The sequence below is a fragment of the Mycoplana ramosa genome, assembly GCF_041930185.1.
Classification (GTDB): domain Bacteria; phylum Pseudomonadota; class Alphaproteobacteria; order Rhizobiales; family Rhizobiaceae; genus Mycoplana; species Mycoplana ramosa.
The window spans coordinates 37,034-55,937 of sequence record NZ_JBHEEW010000016.1; the positions used below are offsets into that span (position 1 = coordinate 37,034).

At 62.7% G+C, this 18,904-nt stretch carries 19 protein-coding genes; 9 read left to right on the plus strand and 10 right to left on the minus strand.

Annotated elements, in window-relative coordinates; all coding sequences use genetic code 11:
* Positions 1 to 30 precede the first annotated feature (30 nt).
* From JNC62_RS18535 to hemF, 3 genes are all read right to left on the minus strand, one after another.
* Positions 31 to 222, minus strand: coding sequence for a DUF1059 domain-containing protein (locus JNC62_RS18535; RefSeq protein WP_374840637.1), 192 nt, complete (start codon positions 220 to 222; stop codon positions 31 to 33).
* Between the two features lie 141 nt (positions 223 to 363).
* Positions 364 to 609: a hypothetical protein gene (locus JNC62_RS18540; RefSeq protein ID WP_374840639.1), complete on the minus strand. Its 246-nt coding sequence runs from the start codon at positions 607 to 609 to the stop codon at positions 364 to 366.
* Between the two features lie 94 nt (positions 610 to 703).
* Positions 704 to 1,615, minus strand: a complete 912-nt coding sequence (gene hemF / locus JNC62_RS18545; RefSeq protein ID WP_374840641.1) for an oxygen-dependent coproporphyrinogen oxidase — start codon at positions 1,613 to 1,615, stop codon at positions 704 to 706.
* A 176-nt stretch (positions 1,616 to 1,791) separates the two neighbouring features.
* Between hemF and JNC62_RS18550 the strand changes: the two genes are divergently transcribed.
* On the plus strand, positions 1,792 to 2,052 hold the full coding sequence (locus tag JNC62_RS18550; protein WP_374840643.1) for a hypothetical protein: 261 nt from the start codon (positions 1,792 to 1,794) through the stop codon (positions 2,050 to 2,052).
* 175 nt (positions 2,053 to 2,227) lie between these two features.
* The gene (locus JNC62_RS18555) at positions 2,228 to 3,511 is read left to right on the plus strand and encodes a hemolysin family protein (RefSeq protein ID WP_374840644.1); all 1,284 of its coding nucleotides are present in this window, start codon (positions 2,228 to 2,230) and stop codon (positions 3,509 to 3,511) included.
* 67 nt (positions 3,512 to 3,578) lie between these two features.
* On the opposite strand, the gene JNC62_RS18560 is transcribed toward JNC62_RS18555, so the two are convergent.
* Positions 3,579 to 4,040: a tRNA (cytidine(34)-2'-O)-methyltransferase gene (locus JNC62_RS18560; RefSeq protein ID WP_374840646.1), complete on the minus strand. Its 462-nt coding sequence runs from the start codon at positions 4,038 to 4,040 to the stop codon at positions 3,579 to 3,581.
* 456 nt (positions 4,041 to 4,496) lie between these two features.
* Between JNC62_RS18560 and JNC62_RS18565 the strand changes: the two genes are divergently transcribed.
* The 6 genes from JNC62_RS18565 to JNC62_RS18590 all read left to right on the plus strand — a co-directional run bounded on the left by JNC62_RS18565 (position 4,497) and on the right by JNC62_RS18590 (position 12,004).
* Positions 4,497 to 6,350 carry an ABC transporter ATP-binding protein gene (locus JNC62_RS18565; RefSeq protein ID WP_374840648.1) on the plus strand — a complete coding sequence of 618 codons (1,854 nt, stop codon included), beginning with the start codon at positions 4,497 to 4,499 and terminating at the stop codon, positions 6,348 to 6,350.
* An 83-nt stretch (positions 6,351 to 6,433) separates the two neighbouring features.
* On the plus strand, positions 6,434 to 8,302 hold the full coding sequence (locus JNC62_RS18570; protein WP_374840798.1) for an ABC transporter ATP-binding protein: 1,869 nt from the start codon (positions 6,434 to 6,436) through the stop codon (positions 8,300 to 8,302).
* A gap of 257 nt (positions 8,303 to 8,559) precedes the next feature.
* On the plus strand, positions 8,560 to 9,138 hold the full coding sequence (gene petA, locus JNC62_RS18575; protein WP_374840650.1) for a ubiquinol-cytochrome c reductase iron-sulfur subunit: 579 nt from the start codon (positions 8,560 to 8,562) through the stop codon (positions 9,136 to 9,138).
* A gap of 14 nt (positions 9,139 to 9,152) precedes the next feature.
* On the plus strand, positions 9,153 to 10,427 hold the full coding sequence (locus JNC62_RS18580) for a cytochrome b (RefSeq protein WP_374840652.1): 1,275 nt from the start codon (positions 9,153 to 9,155) through the stop codon (positions 10,425 to 10,427).
* A gap of 30 nt (positions 10,428 to 10,457) precedes the next feature.
* Positions 10,458 to 11,336, plus strand: a complete 879-nt coding sequence (locus tag JNC62_RS18585; RefSeq protein ID WP_374840654.1) for a cytochrome c1 — start codon at positions 10,458 to 10,460, stop codon at positions 11,334 to 11,336.
* Between the two features lie 125 nt (positions 11,337 to 11,461).
* Positions 11,462 to 12,004 (plus strand): adenine phosphoribosyltransferase, encoded by a 543-nt coding sequence (locus JNC62_RS18590; RefSeq protein WP_374840656.1) that lies wholly within the window; start codon positions 11,462 to 11,464, stop codon positions 12,002 to 12,004.
* Positions 12,005 to 12,239: 235 nt separating this feature from the next.
* Here JNC62_RS18590 and JNC62_RS18595 read toward each other — a convergent pair whose 3' ends face one another.
* Genes JNC62_RS18595 through ychF form a run of 3 tightly spaced genes read right to left on the minus strand, consistent with a single transcriptional unit; the run spans position 12,240 to position 14,289 of the window.
* On the minus strand, positions 12,240 to 12,707 hold the full coding sequence (locus JNC62_RS18595) for a MaoC family dehydratase (protein ID WP_374840658.1): 468 nt from the start codon (positions 12,705 to 12,707) through the stop codon (positions 12,240 to 12,242).
* A complete protein-coding gene (locus JNC62_RS18600; protein WP_374840660.1) occupies positions 12,694 to 13,164 on the minus strand; it encodes a MaoC family dehydratase in 471 nt (156 codons plus the stop codon). Before JNC62_RS18600 ends, JNC62_RS18595 begins: the two co-directional genes overlap by 14 nt.
* Positions 13,165 to 13,185: 21 nt before the next feature.
* Positions 13,186 to 14,289 (minus strand): redox-regulated ATPase YchF, encoded by a 1,104-nt coding sequence (gene ychF, locus JNC62_RS18605; RefSeq protein ID WP_374840662.1) that lies wholly within the window; start codon positions 14,287 to 14,289, stop codon positions 13,186 to 13,188.
* Positions 14,290 to 14,499: 210 nt separating this feature from the next.
* On the opposite strand from ychF, the gene clpS reads away from it, so the two are divergent.
* Entirely contained in the window at positions 14,500 to 14,805 is a 306-nt protein-coding gene (gene clpS, locus JNC62_RS18610; RefSeq protein WP_374840664.1) for an ATP-dependent Clp protease adapter ClpS, read from the plus strand.
* Positions 14,806 to 14,898: 93 nt separating this feature from the next.
* Here clpS and pth read toward each other — a convergent pair whose 3' ends face one another.
* The 3 genes from pth to JNC62_RS18625 all read right to left on the minus strand — a co-directional run bounded on the left by pth (position 14,899) and on the right by JNC62_RS18625 (position 18,851).
* Entirely contained in the window at positions 14,899 to 15,612 is a 714-nt protein-coding gene (pth, locus tag JNC62_RS18615; protein WP_374840666.1) for an aminoacyl-tRNA hydrolase, read from the minus strand.
* 87 nt (positions 15,613 to 15,699) lie between these two features.
* Positions 15,700 to 16,437: a substrate-binding periplasmic protein gene (locus JNC62_RS18620; protein ID WP_374840668.1), complete on the minus strand. Its 738-nt coding sequence runs from the start codon at positions 16,435 to 16,437 to the stop codon at positions 15,700 to 15,702.
* Between the two features lie 29 nt (positions 16,438 to 16,466).
* Positions 16,467 to 18,851: a putative bifunctional diguanylate cyclase/phosphodiesterase gene (locus JNC62_RS18625; RefSeq protein ID WP_374840670.1), complete on the minus strand. Its 2,385-nt coding sequence runs from the start codon at positions 18,849 to 18,851 to the stop codon at positions 16,467 to 16,469.
* Positions 18,852 to 18,904 lie beyond the last annotated feature (53 nt).

The following is an 18,904-nucleotide window of genomic DNA, read 5'->3' on the forward strand; positions in this document are numbered from 1 at the left end:
CCCGGTACGCCTGCGCCTCAATGGACCGCTTCAGGCCCTCTCCACCGTCGGTTCGTCGACGATCCGGGCCTTGATGTTTTCGACCATGTTCTCGCGGATCACCGTCTCGCCATGTGTGTCGCGCATGTGCTCGATGACGCGGCGCACGACTTCAGCGTCGCTATCGGCGCGGGTATGCCATTCACAGCCGGGGACAAGCGTTCCGCATTCAAACAGTCTCATGGCGGGTCTCCCTTGTTTTGACGTATGCATGAGGACCTTAGTTTGCGCGAAGCAATTTGATCATAGCACGTCACAACAACTTCGAACGACGGATTGATCCGCCCAGTTCCGAATTGCCGATAACGTGCGCCTGCGGGCGCGTCAGTCGACCTTGCTGTCGGGCTTTGCCCAGGCGTCGAAGCAGGCGGACGACTTGTACCTGGCATCCTTGGACGGAGATGGGGAGCCGGTGCCGGCAAGTTGGCGGCGAGCCAGTTGCAGAAAGTAGTCTCGCGGCAGGTCGCTGCCGCTTTCGAGGCGCATTTTCTCGGCGACCCGAATGACGAATTCGGCGCTGTGTTGGCCGTGCTCGGCGTCACTCGACACACCGGCAGTCGCATGCGTCATGATAACCCTCCTCCAGCTTATACGTAAGGAGATGCTAACATGAAAAATTTCGGTACGGAATTCGGATGACGTCTCCGGCCTGCGACAAATCGGGTCAGGGCCAGCGGACGACCGGGGGGAGCGACGAGAGGATCGACTCGACATTCCCGCCCGTCTTCAGGCCGAAAATCGTGCCGCGATCGTAAAGCAGGTTGAATTCGACGTAGCGGCCGCGCCGGATGAGCTGTTCGTCCCGGTCTTCCTCGGTCCAGCCGTTGTTGAAGTTGGAGCGCACGATCTTCGGATAGACCAGCCCGAATGCCCTGCCGATGTCCTGGGTGAAGGCGAAATCGGCTTCCCAGCCGCCGGCCTCCTCCGGGGAATGCTGCCAATCGTAAAAGACGCCGCCGATGCCGCGCGGCTCGTTTCGGTGCTTCAGAAAGAAGTACTCGTCACACCATGTCTTGAACTTCTGATAGTCGGCGACCGGATGCCGGGTGCAGGTGATCTCCATGGCCCGGTGGAACAGCAGCGTGTCGGGATCGGTCTGCAGCCGACGACGGCCGAGCATCGGCGTCAGGTCCGCGCCGCCGCCGAACCAGTGGCTGGTGGTGACCACCATGCGCGTGTTCATGTGCACGGTCGGAACGTTCGGATTGACCGGATGGGCGATCAGCGAGATGCCGGAGGCCCAGAAACGCGGGTCTTCGCTCGCGCCCGGTATCTGTCCGCGGAATTCGGGCGAGAATTCGCCGAAGACGGTCGATGTGTGGATGCCGACCTTCTCGAAGACGCGGCCTTCCATCATCGACATTCGGCCGCCGCCGCCGTCGCCGCCGTCGCGCTGCCAGTCGCGCGCAACGAAGCGGCCGGGCGCACGATCGCTCAGGGGCCCCTGCAACTCGTCTTCGAGCGTTTCGAAGGCCGCGCACAGATGGTCCCGCAACGCCTCGAACCAGGCGCGCGCGCGCGCCTTCTTGGGCTCGATGTCATCCGGCAGGCCCTGCGGCAGGTCCGGTCTTTCCATGATCTGTTCCTGATTGTCGGGCCGCATTCTACGGCCGATTCGGCTTTCCTCACACTTCCCATTTTTGTGCCACACTTGGCAACCGTCGCCTCGGCGACGCCGGGGCGGGAGGACTCGCCAAAACGCCGGCGACATCCTATGTTTAGGCCATGAATGTGCTGCCGGAGGACATCTGCATGGCGCGTATTCCAGGCCCCCCGCCGCTCGATGGCCTGCGGCGGCGGATTGAACAGAGCAGGCGTGCCCGGCCCGCGCAGGAAAAGGGCCACTTCATCCGCGAGACCTATCGCCTCGAGCGCGGCGCTGCGCGCCAGAAGGCCCGCGAGTGGTTCGATACCTGGCCGAAGGCCGCCTATTGGACCGAGGTGGAAAGCTGGCGCCCGCTCGAAGGCGACCGGATCGAGTTCACCATGCGGCGGCTGCCGAGCGCGGATTGAAGGCAGCCGCGCGGGTGCAACCGGTCTGTCTTCTTGCCTTCCCCGAATTCCTGACAGGGAATCGCCGCAGGTCGTCAAGGATTGCATTGACCGTGGAGGCGTTGCCCAATAGTTTGCGGCGCATCTGAAACAACAGAAAGGTGCCGGTTCGGGAAATGCGTCCGGCGAACGCCGCTTGTTCGAGCTTGCGATTGCATTTGGTCTTATCGTCATCAACGGGGTCTTTGCCCTTTCCGAACTCTCAATCGTCTCCTCGCGAAAAATCCGCCTGAAGACGCTCGCTGCGCAGGGAAAACGAGGGGCCGAGGCGGCCATGCGCCTCGCCGACCACCCCGGCAGGTTCCTGTCCACGGTGCAGATCGGCATTACGCTCGTCGGCATTCTCGCCGGTGCCGTTTCCGGCGCTGCGCTTGGCGTGCGTCTGGGTGAGATCCTGCGTGATGCAGGCGTGTCGAGCTTGTTCGCCGGACCGCTCGGCTACGGCATCGTCATCACGATCATCACCTATCTTTCGGTCGTCGTTGGCGAACTTGTGCCCAAGCAGGTTGCCCTGCGCAATCCGGAGCGCTTTGCCTGTGCGGTCGCCCCCGCCATGTTGCTGCTTTCCAAGGCGGGCGGTCCGTTCGTCTGGTTGCTGGACGGCTCGACACGGGTGATCTTTCGCCTGCTCGGCTTGCACGAAGCACCGGAAAGCGTCGTCACTGACGAAGAGATCAAGGCGGTCATGGCGGAAGCGGAAGCCGCGGGCGTCATCGAAAGCGGCGAGCAGAGCATGATCGCCGGCGTGATGCGCTTCTCTGACCGGGAAGCCCGGGGCTTGATGACCCCGCGCAAGGACGTCGACTGGATCGATCTTAGCGACGATCGGGACGAAATCCGCCGGCAGATCTTCGCAAGCCCGCACTCGCGCCTTCCCGTCGGCGACGGTGGCATCGAATCCATCATCGGCATCCTGCAGGTGAAGGAGCTTCTGCCGGCGGCCTCGTCCGGCGCGCCGTTCGACATTCGCACCTACATCCGCCAGGCGCCCGTCATCCCCGACAGCATGGACGCGATGCGCGTGCTCGAAGCGCTGCGCTCCTCCGATGTGCCGATGCTGCTCGTTCATGACGAGTACGGCCACTTCGAGGGGGTGCTGACGCCGGCCGACGTGCTGGAAGCGATCGCTGGCGTGTTCCGTTCCGATGTCGGTGAAGGCGAGGCGGACGACTATGCCGTGCGGCGCGCCGACGGATCCTGGCTGATCTCCGGTTCGATGCCGATCGACGAAATGGCAGACCAGCTCGGCCTGTCGCTGTCCGACAACCGAAGCTACCAGACCGCCGCCGGCCTCATCATCGATCTGCTCCAGCATCTTCCGGTCACGGGTGAGGTCGTCCAGACGCAGGGCTGGCAGTTCGAGGTCGTGGACATGGACGGCCGCCGCATCGACAAGCTGCTGGCCAGCAAGATCGAATAGGCGGCATCGACGGCGATCGTCTTTTCCAAGCAGAACCCGGCGCCGACCCTGGCGGGCGGCTTCGCGCTTATCCGAAACCCGTCTGCCGCAAGGCTTCGCCGGCGATCATCGCCGCCGACATGGCGACGTTGATCGAGCGCTGTCCCTCGATCATGGGGATCAGCACGCGGGCATCGGCGGCGTCGTGCACAGGGTCGGGAACGCCGGCGCTCTCCCGGCCGAAGAGCATTATGTCGTCAGGCCGGTAGGCGAGGTCGACATAGGGCAAGGCTGCCTTGGTCGAGGCGAGAATGAGCCGACGGCCGCTGGCCTGGCGCCATTGCTCGAAGCGCTCCCAGGTGACGTGCCGGGTCAGCGTCACGGCGGCGAGATAATCCATGCCGGCCCGCCTCAGGCTGCGGTCGGAGATGTCGAAGCCGGCCGGCTCGATGATGTCGACGCCGATGCCGAGGCAGGCGGCGAGCCGCAGGATCGTGCCGGTGTTGCCGGCGATGTCGGGTTGGTAGAGGGCGATGCGGAGTTGCGACATGGCTTTCGCCTTAGCGCATAAACCCGCGCATCGGAATCGAAATCAAGATCGCGCAATGCGCCGGTCGGGGCCGTGGCGCCGCCGTCATGCAGTGGCCGGTGTCGCGGCATTGCCGCCGGCAGCGGACCGGTCAGGTTGTGCCGATCTGGCAACAGCGACCGGCAATGGTGCGCTTTCCGACGGTTTCCTCTGGCAAAATGTCGCATTTCACGCTAACAAGCGTCATCTTCAACGCGAGAACAGGGAGGCTTCCATATGGACACAGCATATCGACCACGCCTCCTTGACGGCAACACGCACCGTCTCGCCTAGGCGCTCAAGCGCTTTTTCAACCTTGAATTTTCAATCGACCGTGGGCTTCGTCGCTCGCCTCGCGGTCTCCCGGGCATCCTGTCAGGCTGGCGCTCCTCCGAATGCCATGCCGCGCGACCCGGGCAGATTTCGGAGAAGACTACCATGTTCGGCTGGTTCGAACGCAGACTGAACCCTTATCCCTCCGAGGAGCCGACGCTCCCGCCGAAGGGAATTCTCGCCTTTCTGTGGCACTATACGCGGCCGGCCGCGCCGTGGCTGTTCGTGCTCGGCTTCTGCTCCATGGTGCTGGGGATCGCGGAAGTGCTGTTGTTCCAGTTCCTCGGCAACATCGTCGACTGGCTCTCGGCCGGTGACCCGAACACGTTCCTTGCCCGCGAGGGCGGAACGCTGATCTGGATGGCCGTGCTCCTGCTCGTGCTCATTCCGGTCTTCGGGGCGCTGCACACGATGACGATGCACCAGGCGCTGGCAGGCAATTTCCCGATGATCGCCCGCTGGCAGATGCACCGCTACCTGATCCGCCAGAGCATGACCTTCTTCGCCAACGAGTTCGCCGGCCGCGTCTCGACGAAGGTGATGCAGACGGCGCTCGCCGTGCGCGAGACCGTCATGAAGATCATCGACGTCTTCATCTATGTGGTGAGCTACTTCGTCTCGATGATCGCGATCATCGCCTCGGCGGACCTGCGTCTCGTCGTGCCGCTGCTGGTTTGGTTCGTCGTCTACGTGAGCATCCTGCGCTATTTCGTGCCGAAGCTGATGGTGGTTTCGCGCGAGCAGGCGGATGCGCGCTCGATGATGACGGGCCGGATCGTCGACAGCTACACCAACATTGCCACCGTGAAGCTCTTCTCCCATGCCGGCCGGGAGGAGACTTATGCCCGCGAAGGCATGGACGAGTTCCTGCAGACCGTGCACAAGCAGATGCGCCTGATCACGCGCTTCAACATCCTGATCGACGTGAACAACGTCCTGGTGATGTTCCTCACTGCCGCCATCGGCATCTATTTCTGGATGTCGGGCGACGTGACGGTCGGTGCGGTGGCGGTCGCCGTCGGGCTTTCCATGCGCATCAACGGCATGTCGCAGTGGGTGATGTGGGAAGTGACGGCGCTGTTCGAGAACATCGGCACCGTCTACGACGGCATGGGCATGATGACGAAGGCGCACGACATCACCGATGCGCCGCAGGCCGCGCCGCTGGCTGCCAGGAAGGGCGCGATCGAGTTCGACCGCGTCGGCTTCCACTACGGCAACAACAAGGGCGTGATCGAAGACCTTTCGCTGTCGATCAAGGCGGGCGAGAAGATCGGCCTCGTCGGTCGCTCGGGCGCCGGCAAGACGACGATGATGAACGTGCTCTTGCGGTTCTACGACCTGGAGAAGGGGCGGATCACCATCGACGGACAGGACATCTCCGAGGTCACGCAGGACAGCCTGCGCAGCCAGATCGGCGTCGTCACGCAGGACACCTCGCTCCTGCACCGATCGATCCGCGACAACATCGCCTACGGCCGGCCGGAGGCAACGGACGCCGAGATCATCGAGGCGGCCAAGCGCGCCAATGCCTGGAGCTTCATCGAAGACCTCGTCGACCAGCAGGGTCGCAGGGGCCTCGACGCGCAGGTCGGCGAGCGCGGCGTCAAACTCTCCGGCGGCCAGCGCCAGCGCATCGCGATCGCCCGCGTCTTCCTCAAGGACGCGCCGATCCTGATCCTCGACGAAGCGACATCGGCGCTCGACTCCGAGGTCGAGGCGGCGATCCAGGAGAACCTGTTTGCGCTGATGCAGGGCAAGACGGTGATCGCGATCGCCCATCGCCTGTCGACGCTGACCGAGATGGACCGCCTCGTCGTGCTCGACAAGGGCCATATCCACGAGATGGGCACCCATGCCGAACTCGTCGCCCGCGGCGGCATCTACGCCGATCTGTGGAGCCGCCAGTCCGGCGGCTTCATCGCCGACGACGAGAAGGCGGAAGCGGCGGCGGAATAATAAACGGGACCGGTCCGCCAGGCGGACCGGTCCCGTTCCGAACTTTAATTTGCCGCCCTTGGGAATCGGCCTATATCTTGCCCATGCTTCTGCGCGCGATCTTTTCCTATTTCGAGAACTGGATAAAGCCTTTTGCGCGCAGCGAGGGTCTGCGCCCGCCCGCCGGCCTGATCGGCTTCATCTGGTTCTACGTGCGCCAGGCGCCGGGGCCGTTCATCGCCTTGATGATCCTTGGCGGATTGACGGCGGCGATCGAGGCGGCGACCTTCTGGTTCGTTGGCCGGCTCGTCGACATTCTGGGTACGGTGAACCCGGCCGATGGCTGGTCCGGACTGATTGCCGGTCATGGCTACGAACTTCTCGCGATGCTGTTTCTGATCGGCATCGTTCGTTTCGCCGTCACCTTCCTGATGGCGCTGTTCGACCAGCAGGTCATCACACCGGGCTTCTACAATCTCGTTCGCTGGCAGTCGTATGTGCATGTCGCGCGCCAGTCGCTTTCCTTCTTCCAGAATGACTTTTCCGGACGCATCGTCACCAAGGTCTGGTCATCCGGGCAGGCGACCGGTGACGTCATCACCTCCTTCATGGAAAGCATCTGGTTCGTGATGATCTATGCCGCCTCGACACTGGTGTTGATCGGCGGGCTCGATCTACGGCTGGCCGCCGTCGTCTGCGTCTGGATCGGCATCTTCGCGCTGCTGGCGCGGTTCTTCGTGCCGCGCATCCGTTACCATTCCAAGGAATCCGCGGAAGCGGCGTCCATGCTGAATGGCCGCATGGTCGACGCCTATTCGAACATTCAGACGCTGAAGCTTTTCGGCCGCGACGACGTCAACGATCGCTACATGCTGCAGGGCTTCGAGACCTATCAGGCGACGATCCTGCGCTTTACGCGCTTCCTGACGGGGGTTCGCGCCTCCCTGGGTCTGCTGTCGGGGATCATGATCGTCAGCATGGCGGTGCTGTGCATCCACCTGTGGCTGGCCTCCATGATCAGCGCGGGCGCAGTTGCCTTTACCATGGCGCTGGTGCTGCGGCTCAATTTCCTGCTCAACCGGCTGATGACCCAGCTCAACAGCATCATGCGCAACATCGGAACGATCCAGAATTCCGCCGAGCTGATCTCGCAGCCGATCGGTCTCGTTGACCGGCCGGGTGCCCGGCCCCTTGTGATGACAAGCCCTGAAGTCCGCTTCGAGCACATCCGCTTCCACTATGGGCGACAGTCAGGGGTGATCGACGATCTTTCGCTGACCATCCGCCCGGGCGAGAAGGTGGGCATCGTCGGCCGTTCGGGGGCGGGCAAGTCGACTCTCGTCAACCTGCTGCTCCGCTTCTACGACCTGGAGGGTGGCCGTATTCTTGTCGGTGGCCAGGATATTGCCGCAGTGACGCAGGAAAGCCTGCGTGCCAACATCGGCATGGTGAGCCAGGACACCGCGCTGCTGCACCGTTCGATTCGGGACAACATCCTGTTCGGCAAGGCGGACGCGAGCCAAGCCGAGGTGATTGCTGCCGCCGACCGCGCCGAGGCCAGCGAGTTCATCCAGCGTCTGGAAGACCAGCGGGGGCGGAAGGGTTACGACGCCCATGTCGGCGAGCGCGGCGTGAAGCTGTCCGGTGGCCAGCGACAGCGGATTGCTATCGCGCGGGTGATGCTCAAGGATGCGCCCATCCTCGTGCTCGACGAGGCGACGTCCGCCCTCGACTCGGAGGTGGAGGCAGCCATCCAGTCGAACCTGGAGAAGCTGATGCGCGGCAAGACCGTGCTTGCCATTGCGCACCGCCTCTCCACGATCGCCGCACTCGACCGGCTTGTCGTCATGGACCGCGGTCGGATCGTCGAGCAGGGGACCCATGCCGAACTCGTGGCGCGGCGTGGCATCTACGCCGAGCTCTGGGCGCGCCAGTCGGGCGGTTTCCTTGCGCGCGATCAGGCGGCGGAATAGACGAGCCGCAATGTAGACCACTCCGCGGGCGTTCGCCCCGCCAGCTACGGCATTGTCAGCTTCGGCAATGAAATCACAGCACTGGCTTTTCCCGCGACAATGTGCCCACCTGCGCTTGCCAAGACTGGACATAAGTTGCGTTCGAGCTTAGAACGCGCCCGATTGGCGGGGAATCTATGGCCGCATTGTGTCCGGATTTTCGGTTCCATGGGGTCAGTGCGGTAACCGCAGACTTTGCGTGAGAGGATGGTCAGGCCGTGAGCGAACACGACACAACAAGCGGGACCGCGGGCGAACCCACGCGCCGCGATTTTCTTTACATTACGACGGGAATGGCCGGGGTGGTCGGCGCGGCCGCGGTCGCCTGGCCGTTCATCGATCAGATGCGTCCGGATGCTTCGACGCTCGCGCTTGCGTCGATCGAAGTCGATGTTTCCAGTCTTGAGCCGGGCATGTCGCTGACGGCCAAGTGGCGCGGCAAGCCGATCTTCATCCGCAACCGCACCGACAAGGAAGTGGAAGAAGCCAAGGCCGTTCCGCTTGCCGAGCTGAAGGACCTGAACGCGCGCAACGCGAACGTTCCGGCCGATGCGGAAGCCACCGACCTTGAGCGCTCCGCCGGCGAGGGCAAGGAAAACTGGATCGTGATGATCGGCTCGTGCACCCACCTCGGCTGCGTGCCGCTCGGTCAGGCCGGCGATTTCGGCGGCTGGTTCTGTCCCTGCCACGGCTCGCACTACGACACGGCCGGCCGCATCCGCAAGGGTCCGGCGCCGGAGAACCTGCACGTGCCGACCTTCTCCTTCGTGTCAGATACAGTCATCAAGATCGGTTGAGGGGAATACTGATTATGAGTGCTGAACATTCCACCTACCAGCCGACGACCGGCATCGAGAAATGGGTCGACTCGCGCCTGCCGCTGCCGCGGATGATCCATGACAGCTTCATCTCCTATCCGGTGCCGCGCAACCTGAACTACGCCTACACCTTCGGTGCAATGCTCTCGGTGATGCTGATTGCGCAGATCCTGACCGGCATCGTCCTTGCAATGCACTATGTCGCCAGCACCGGCGAGGCCTTCAATTCGGTCGAGAAGATCATGCGCGACGTCAACAACGGCTGGCTGCTGCGCTACATGCACGCCAACGGTGCGTCGTTCTTCTTCATCGCCGTCTATCTGCACATCGCCCGCGGTCTCTACTACGGCTCCTACAAGGCGCCGCGCGAAATCCTCTGGATTCTCGGCGTTGTCATCTACCTGCTGATGATGGCGACCGGCTTCATGGGCTACGTTCTGCCTTGGGGCCAGATGTCCTTCTGGGGCGCGACCGTTATCACCGGCTTCTTCTCGGCCTTCCCGCTGGTGGGCGAGTGGATCCAGCAGTTCCTGCTTGGCGGCTTCGCCGTCGATCAGCCGACGCTGAACCGCTTCTTCTCGCTGCACTACCTGCTGCCGTTCATGATCGCCGGCGTCGTCGTCCTGCACATCTGGGCGCTGCACGTCACCGGGCAGACCAACCCGACCGGTGTCGAGGTGAAGTCCAAGACCGACACCGTTCCCTTCACGCCCTATGCGACGATGAAGGACGCGTTCGGCGTGTCGGTGTTCCTGATCGTCTTCGCCTGGTTCGTCTTCTACATGCCGAACTACCTCGGCCACCCGGACAACTACATCCCGGCTGACCCGCTGAAGACCCCGGCTCACATCGTTCCGGAATGGTACTACCTGCCGTTCTACGCGATGCTGCGCGCGATCACCTTCAACGTCGGCCCGATCGACTCCAAGCTCGGCGGCGTTCTGGTGATGTTCGGCTCGATCATCATCCTGTTCTTCCTGCCCTGGCTCGACACCTCGAAGGTCCGCTCGGCCGTCTACCGTCCGTGGTACAAGCTGTTCTTCTGGGTCTTCGTCGCCAACGCCATCATGCTTGGCTGGCTCGGCGCCATGCCCGCAGAAGGCATCTACGTCATCCTTTCGCAGCTCGGCACGCTCTACTACTTCGGTTTCTTCCTCGTCATCATGCCGGTCCTCGGCCTGATCGAGACCCCGAAGCGCATTCCGAACTCCATCACGGAAGCGGTTCTGGAACAGAAGAACGCCAACGCAAAGCTGGCCAAGGCCTGATCGCGACGCGACGAAAGGAAACCGAACAAAATGAAAAAGCTTCTTGCAAGCATTCTGTCGCTCGCAGTCGTCGCCGGCCTCGGCGCATCGATCGCCACCGCACAGGAAAATCCGGCCGCTGCCGGCGGTGCGGCGGCGGAGCACGCCACCCCGCACTATCCGATCAACAAGCCGCGCGAACAGGATTGGTCTTTCGCCGGCCCGTTCGGCAAGTACGACAAGGGCCAGCTGCAGCGCGGCCTGAAGGTCTACACCGAAGTCTGCGCCGCCTGTCACTCGATGAACCTGGTCGCCTTCCGCACGCTGGAGGACCTCGGTTACTCGGAAGCCCAGGTGAAGGCCTTCGCCGCGAATTACGAAGTTCAGGACGGACCGAACGCCGACGGTGAGATGTTCACCCGCAAGGCCGTTGCGTCCGACTACTTCCCGTCACCGTTCCCGAACCACGAGGCAGCAGCGGCTGCCAACAACGGTGCGGCGCCGCCGGACTTCTCGCTGATCGCGAAGGCCCGCGGCATCACCCGCGGCTTCCCGCAGTTCGTCTTCGACATCTTCACCCAGTACCAGGAGGGCGGGCCGGACTACATCTACTCGCTGCTGACTGGCTACCAGGACCCGCCGGAAGGCGTCGAAGTTGCCGAAGGCACGCACTACAACCCGTACTTCGCGAACTCGGCCACGCTGGCCATGGCCAATCCGCTCTCCGACGACCAGGTCACCTACGACGATGGCTCGCCGCAGACGGTCGACCAATACGCGCACGACGTCTCGGCGTTCCTGATGTGGGCCGCGGAGCCGCACCTGGAGGCGCGCAAGCGCACGGGCTTCATGGTCATGGTCTTCCTGATGATCTTTACCGGCCTGATCTACCTGACGAAGAAGTCGGTCTACGCGAACAAGGAACACTGAGCGGTTCCACCAAAACGCAAAGAAGGCGGCCCCGTGCCGCCTTTTTTGATGCGCCGACGAATCCCTCTTGCAATCGGCCACCATTGCCCATCTCTTTTTCCTGATCCGCCATACGGAACCTGCACATGACCACGCTCCACGACGAATTGATCGCGGCGATCCGCAACATTCCGGACTATCCGAAAGCGGGAATCATCTTCCGCGATATCACGACGCTGCTGGGCAGTCCCCGCGCGTTCCGGCGGGCCGTCGACGAACTGGTTGATCCCTACGCGGGCATGGGCGTCGCCCAGGTCGCCGGCGTCGAGGCGCGCGGCTTCATTCTCGGCGGGGCGATGGCGCACCAGCTCTCGAGCGGCTTCATTCCCATTCGCAAGAAGGGCAAGCTGCCGCGCGAGACCGTGCGCATCGCCTATAGTCTGGAGTACGGCGTGGACGAGATGGAAGTGCACAAGGATGCGTTGAAGCCGAGTGACAAGGTTATCCTCGTCGACGACCTGATTGCCACCGGCGGTACGGCCGTCGCGGCGGTCAATCTTTTGCGCCAGCTCGGCGCCGACATCGTTGCCGCCTGCTTCGTCATCGACCTGCCGGACCTCGGCGGCCGGATGAAGCTGGAGGATCTCGGCGTCGAGGTCCGCACGCTCGTCGCCTATGCTGGGCACTGAGGGAACGTGCGTCGCTCCCGCTCGCTGGAAAACTTCAGGTCTGTGGTCAGCGCCCTCGTTCCATCATCCCGGCTTTAGCCGGGATCCAGCAGCGCCGCGTCTGCGGCGCAAAGAAGTGTCTTGCGCTCAAGGACTTGAGCGCACTGGATGCGGATCAGGTCCGGCATGACGGAGCAAATTGTATGCTGCTCGAGGAAATGAGCAGCCGAGACTTCGTCCGTAGCCCGAAAACGGCTCAGACGAATTCCAGGACCGTGCTCTCGAAGCTGACGACCGGGTCGCCGTGCTGGTTTTCACCTTCGCAGAGGATCATGTTGATCAGTCGTCCGGGGCGTGAGGCCAGTGGTCGCGACGTGAGCAGCGTCACCGAGTAGGTTATCGTGTCGCCGGCAAAGACCGGCCGGAACCAGCGCAGCTTGCGGAAACCGGCGGAGGGACCGAGTTCCGGCGGAACCATGCCTGCGGACTTCAAGCGAATATATTCGGCGCTCCAGAACGCCACGAAGGTCTTCATCCAGCCGGCGCAGGTGTGCCAGCCGGAGGCGCAAAGTCCGCCGAACAGCGAGTGCCTGGCCGCATCAGCATCGACATGGAAGGGTTGCGGGTCGAATTGCCGGGCGTAACGGATGATCGCGTCTGCGTCGAAATGATGCGAGCCGAGGATGATCTTCTCATTGGCGGGATGAAGCTCAGCCAGGCGCATGCATCATCTCCTCTGCCTCGACGCGGATCATGTTGGCATAGTCGCAGACGGCGACCGTTTCGCCGCGCTGGTTCGTCACCTCCGCGACGAAGCGGACGATGCCGATCTCGGGCCGCGAGCGCGACAGGCGCGCTTCGGTGACCGTGACGTGTCCGGAAAGCGTGTCTCCGGCCAGCACCGGCTTGCGCCACTCCATGCTCTCGACGCCTGGTGAACCTTCTGCTGCGGTCCTGTCGATGTAGCTGTCGCAGAGCATGCGCATCATGATGGCGCTCGTATGCCATCCAGAGGCTGAAAGCCCGCCGAGGATGCTGGCCCGGCCGGCGGCCTCGTCGATATGCATCGGCTGCGGGTCGAACTCGCTGGCAAAGGCGACGATCTCGTCCGCCGTCAGCGTGCGGCTGGGAAAATCGAACCGCCGTCCGACCGGAAAGTCGGCGAACACGAGTTTGGCCATGCGATGCTCTCCGGCGCCTGCTTATGTGTTGAAGCGGAAGTGGATCACATCGCCGTCCTGGACGACGTATTCCTTGCCTTCGTCGCGGCCCTTGCCGGCTTCCTTGGCGCCGACTTCGCCCTTGTAGGCGATGTAGTCGTCATAGGAGATGGTGAAGGCGCGGATGAAGCCGCGTTCGAAATCAGTGTGGATCACGCCGGCGGCCTGCGGTGCCTTGGTGCCGCGCACGATGGTCCAGGCGCGCGTTTCCTTCGGGCCAACGGTGAAATAGGTGATGAGGTCGAGCAGATGGTAGCCGGCGCGGATCAGGCGGTCGAGGCCGGCCTCCGCAAGGCCGAGTGCCGACAGAAATTCCGCCGCTTCCTCTTCCGGAAGCTGGGCGACCTCGGATTCGATCGCAGCCGAAATGATGACGCATTCGGCGCCCTGCTCCTTGGCCATGGCGGCGACGGCTTCGGTATGCTTGTTGCCGGTCGAGGCGTCGGCCTCGGCGACGTTGCACACATAGAGAACCGGATGCGACGTCAGAAGGTTGAGGCCCTTCAGGATGTCGATCTCTTCCGGTGCCAGCGTCTTCAGCAGGAGACGGGCCGGCTTGCCCTCGTTCAACAGCTTGATCACGGCTTCCATGACCGGCAGCTGCGCGATCGAATCCTTGTCCTTGCCGGTGGCGCGCTTGCGGGTCTGCTCGACGCGGCGCTCCAGGCTTTCGAGGTCGGCGAGCATCAGCTCGGTCTCGATCGTGTCGGCATCCCCCACCGGATTGATGCGGCCCTCGACATGGGTGATATCATCATCTTCGAAGCAGCGCAGCACATGCACCACCGCGTCGACTTCGCGGATGTTGGCGAGGAACTTATTGCCGAGGCCTTCACCCTTCGATGCCCCGCGCACAAGCCCTGCGATGTCGACGAAGGAGATGCGCGTCGGGATGATTTCCTTGGAGCCCGCGATCTCGGCGAGTTTTTGCATGCGCGGATCGGGCACGGCGACTTCGCCGGTGTTCGGCTCGATGGTGCAGAAGGGATAGTTCGCCGCCTGGGCGGCGGCCGTCTTCGTCAGCGCGTTGAACAGGGTGGACTTGCCGACGTTGGGCAGCCCGACGATACCGCATTTGAAACCCATGGATTGGTCCGTCCGTGTCTTGGAAATCTTTGCCCCCGCTATGGGGGAAGGGCGAGGGATGGTCAAGCCTGCGGGCTGGGAAAGCATCCGACAGGCGCGGTGTGGATGCGCCGAAGCAAAGGGGCCCCGGCGCACTTGCCGCTTCGGAGTTCGCGTAGCAAAATGGGTCTGCCAGGCCATGAACGCCGATCATCAGGAGAGGACCCTCCGATGAGCAACAAGGATACCGCAGTCAGCCCGAAAGCGGCGGCGAAGCTGCAGCGCCCGCGGCTCTACAAGGTCATCCTCATCAACGATGACTACACGCCGCGCGAGTTCGTCATCCTCGTCTTGCGCGCCGTCTTTCGCATGTCGGAGGATGCCGGCTATCGGGTCATGATGACGGCCCACAAGATGGGCACCTGTGTCGTGGTCGTCTGCGCCCGCGACATCGCCGAAACCAAGGCGACGGAGGCGGTGGATCTGGCGAAGGAGGCTGGTTTTCCGTTGCTGTTCACAACCGAGCCGGAAGGATAGAAACGTCGCTCTCGGCCTTGCTCCGACAGCCTGCGGAAGGAATTGTCGGCGCGCACGGTCCGCCATGACGGACGTCGCGTGTTCTGTCGGGATTCAATCCGCCTTGCCCAACAACTTCTTCAGCATCTCCGCCATCGGGCCGCTTGCCGGCAGCGCCTTGGGCTGGGCATGGTTGCGGACGGCGCGGATATGCGACTGGCCGGCTGGCTTCTTTTCCGCCTTCGGTTCGTCTTCCGCAGTGTCGCCGACGGCGAGCGCCAGCTTGTTCATCAGCTGCGAATCCTCGCCCCGCACCAGCATGTCGGCATTAAGCCCCAGTTCGTCCAGCAGCGGATCGAGCCAGGTGTGATCCGCCTTGGCGAAGTCGCCGAGCACGTGGTTGTGCACCAGTTCCTTGACGCCCGGATGGCCGATGCCGAGCCGCAGGCGGCGGTAGTCCTTGCCGCAATGGGCATCGAGCGACTTGACCCCGTTGTGGCCGCCATGGCCGCCGCCCACCTTGATGCGCGCCTTGCCGGGCGCCAGATCAAGCTCGTCGTAGATCGCGACGATGTCCTTCGGCGCCAGCTTGTAAAAGCGCATCGCATCGCCGACGGATTCGCCGGAGAGGTTCATGAAGGTCTGCGGCTTGATCAGCAGAACCTTCTCCCCACCGATCTCACCCTCGGAGATTTCTCCCTTGAACTTCTTCGACCAGGGCGAGAAGGGATTCTTGCGGTGAATGGCGTCAACCGCCATGAATCCGATATTGTGGCGGTTGGCGGCATATTTCGGTCCGGGATTGCCGAGGCCTGCGATGATCAGCATGGGAAGCGCTCGCGTCGTGGCTTGTGTTCTTGGGTTTGTCCCACAGCCAATCGCGGGCGATGTCAACCCTTATTGCCGCATTGGCGGTCAGCGCGAAGCGGTGCGCGCATTCGGCGGCAGTCCGTATGCCGCAAAAATGGCGTCCTGTTTGCCGCTGGCGATGAGCTCGTCGAGCGTCCTTTGCATGGCCGCAATGGTCTCCGGCGCCATGGCCCTGTGGCAGGCGATGCCGTAGATTTGTCCGTCGAGCAGCATCGCCTTTTCGATCGGCTGTCCATCCTTGAGCATCTTCTCATAGGTCTTGACGGAGGTCGGCATCAGATCGATGCGTCCGCTCTTCAGCTTACCCAGCGAGATCGAAATGTCGGCGGCGAGGTCGATGTCGGTGAAGCCGTGCTTCTGTAACGCTTCCACGGCGAAATCACCGCGTTGAGCACCCACCCGCAACCGGTGTAGAGCGCCCGGCGCCGTGGTCGCGGCATCGCTGCCCTTGTGTCTGACCATCACCATCTGATCTTTCAGCAGCGGCTCGACCCAGCGAAATTTCTCGTCGCGCGCGCGATTGTGACCGGTGGTAAAGACGCAATGATCCGGCTGCCGCTCCGCCAAAGCAATCGCACGCGCCCATGGCATGATTTCGATCCGGTAGGAGAGGCCGACCGCCGCGGCAATCTGATGAACCTGCTCGACGGCGATGCCCTTGATCGTCCCGTTGTCCGAGTAGTTGAACGGAGCATATTCCTCCGTCACGAAGGTGATCTCACCCGCCCTTACCGGTTGCGCCAAGAAAGCGGCGATCGCCAATGCGCCGGCTAGGATTTTCATCGACATCGTCCCCATTTTCAGTCCTAAAGTCAGTGGCTCCCGGATTGGCCCCGCGTCCGTTCCGCGACGTCAAGTGTCTGTATCAACTCATGAAACGGAAGCGGTTCGCTGAAAAGAAAGCCCTGACCGAGGTCGATGCCCATCTCTTCGAGAGCCTGCCGTTCGGCCTCGGTCTCGATCCCTTCAGCCACAACGACGCAACCCATCTGATGCGAGATCATCCGGATGCCTTCGATCAGAGTCCGGCTCTTTGCGCTGATACTCTGCTCGCTGCTGTCGAGCGAGCGAATAAAGGATTGATCGACCTTGACGATATCCACCGGGAAGCGGTTGAGGTAACTGAGCGAGGAGTAACCCGTGCCGAAGTCATCCAGGGCAATTTTACATCCCAGTTCCGTCAGTGCGTCCAGGGTCTGGCGGATCACCGGATTGTCAAGCATCAGGACCGCTTCGGTGATCTCGACGACGATGCGCGACGGTGTCACACCGCAATCCAGCAGGAGTGCGGCGAGCCGGCTCGGCAGAGACGGTTCGAACTGCAGGGGGGAGAAGTTTGCCGCAAGATAGCAGTTGGCCATCCCGTCCAGTGCCGAAATGGCCGCGAGGTCGCGGATCGCCTTCTCCAGGATGACATCACCGATCTTTCCGATGCTGCCGTTTTCCTCTGCCACGCCGATGATCTCGTTGGGCGACAGGACACCATTTTGCGGATGGCAAAGGCGCATGAGCGCCTCGAACCCGGCGACCCGGCCATCGCTCAGGCTGACAATCGGCTGGAGATAAGCATCGAATTGCCCCTCGCGCAGGCCCTGCTCGATGCATTGCTCGATTTCGAGGCGGCGGCGGGCGATGTCGACGATGTCGTCGTGGAACACCTGCGTTCCGTTCTTGCCGCCGCGCTTTCGCGCGTACATCGCCATGTCGGACTTCTGCAGCAGGTCCGCAGCCGTCGCGGCGTGATCCGGGTAGACCGCGATGCCGATGCTGGCGCTGACGTTCAGCCGGCTGCCGTTGACGAAAATGGGCTCCTTCAATGCCGTGCACAGGCGGTTGCCGACGTCCACGGCCAACGGCGCTGCTTCCGGGGAGAGCAGTAGGACGGCAAATTCGTCGCCGCCCAATCGTGCAACGACGTCATTGAACCGCAACTGGTCACGCAGACGGTTTGCCACCTGGCACAGGACTTCGTCGCCAACGGCGTGACCCAGATTGTCATTGATCCACTTGAAGCGGTCCAGGTCGAGGAACAGGCAGGCAAGTGTCTGGTTTTCGATCTCCGCCTTGTGAATCAGTTCGCACAGCACGGACTCGAAACCCTGGCGGTTGAGGAGGCCTGTGAGATGGTCGGTGATCGCCTGGCGCAGGTTACGGCTTTCCGCTTCCTTCAGGTCGGTTACGTCCGTCATCACCGACAGGGTGGTTTCGGTGCCGGCGTCGTCCGTCGCCAGCCCCGTTTCGAGCACGAGCACATCCATTACCGTGCCGTCGGCACGGTGAAAGCGCACCGTCACCTCGCAGATCCCCGTACTGGTCCGCCCGGACTGGTGCCGGTCGCGGTAGATCAGGTGGTCGGCAGCATCGACGAAATTGGTGAAGCTATGGCCGATGACCGCATCGCGGCTATAGCCGGTGGCAATGAGCCAATAGTCGCTGACCGCCGTGATGCAATTGTCCCGGTCGGTCGAAAAGAGCATCGCCGGCGTCTTGTTGTAGATCTCGGTGGTGCGAGCATGCGCCAGTTTCAGCTCGTTCTCTTCCCGCTCCAGCCTGATCTGCATCTCGTTGAAGTTGTGGGCGAGGTGGCCCATTTCGTCATTCGACATCCAATCCACGTGATGACGCGAGCCCAGCCGGCGGGTCGCTTCGATCGCTGCGGTCAGGCGCATCAGTGGTCGAATGATGGTGATGCGATTGCCGATGATTGCCGCGGTGAAGAGCGTGCCGACGGCGAAGAGGAAGATCGAGAAGAGCGCCAGTTCGTCCGTGGAAAAGCGCGAGAACGGTCCGTCCCGCGCAATTGCGATCTCTGCCGTGCCGACCTTGCGAATGCCTTCGTTCGTTCGATGAAGGATGTCTGCGGTCACGATGGACTGGATCGCGTCTGGCGAGGGGGCCACCTCCGGCTCGCGGATGTTGATCAGCCCCGAAGTGTCGCGGATGTGCAGGTAATTTATGTTGGCTCCCGCCCTCAGTGTTTCCACGATCTGGGCGATGCTGTCGAGGTCGAAGTCCCAGATCGGCTTGCCGAGCGCCTGGGCGTTGGCCTGCATCAGCACCTCGGTGTGCTTCAGTCTTTCGCGCGCGACGCGGTCCGACGACAGAACGAGAAAGAAAAAGAAAAGCGGCGCCACGAACACGAGGAGCGCGCCAATGACGATGGCGATGAACCGGTTCTCCACCGAGTGCATCCTCATCCCGTGGCCTCCACGGTTTTGTCCACGATTGCCGGCACGCTGCGCTTTCTCCG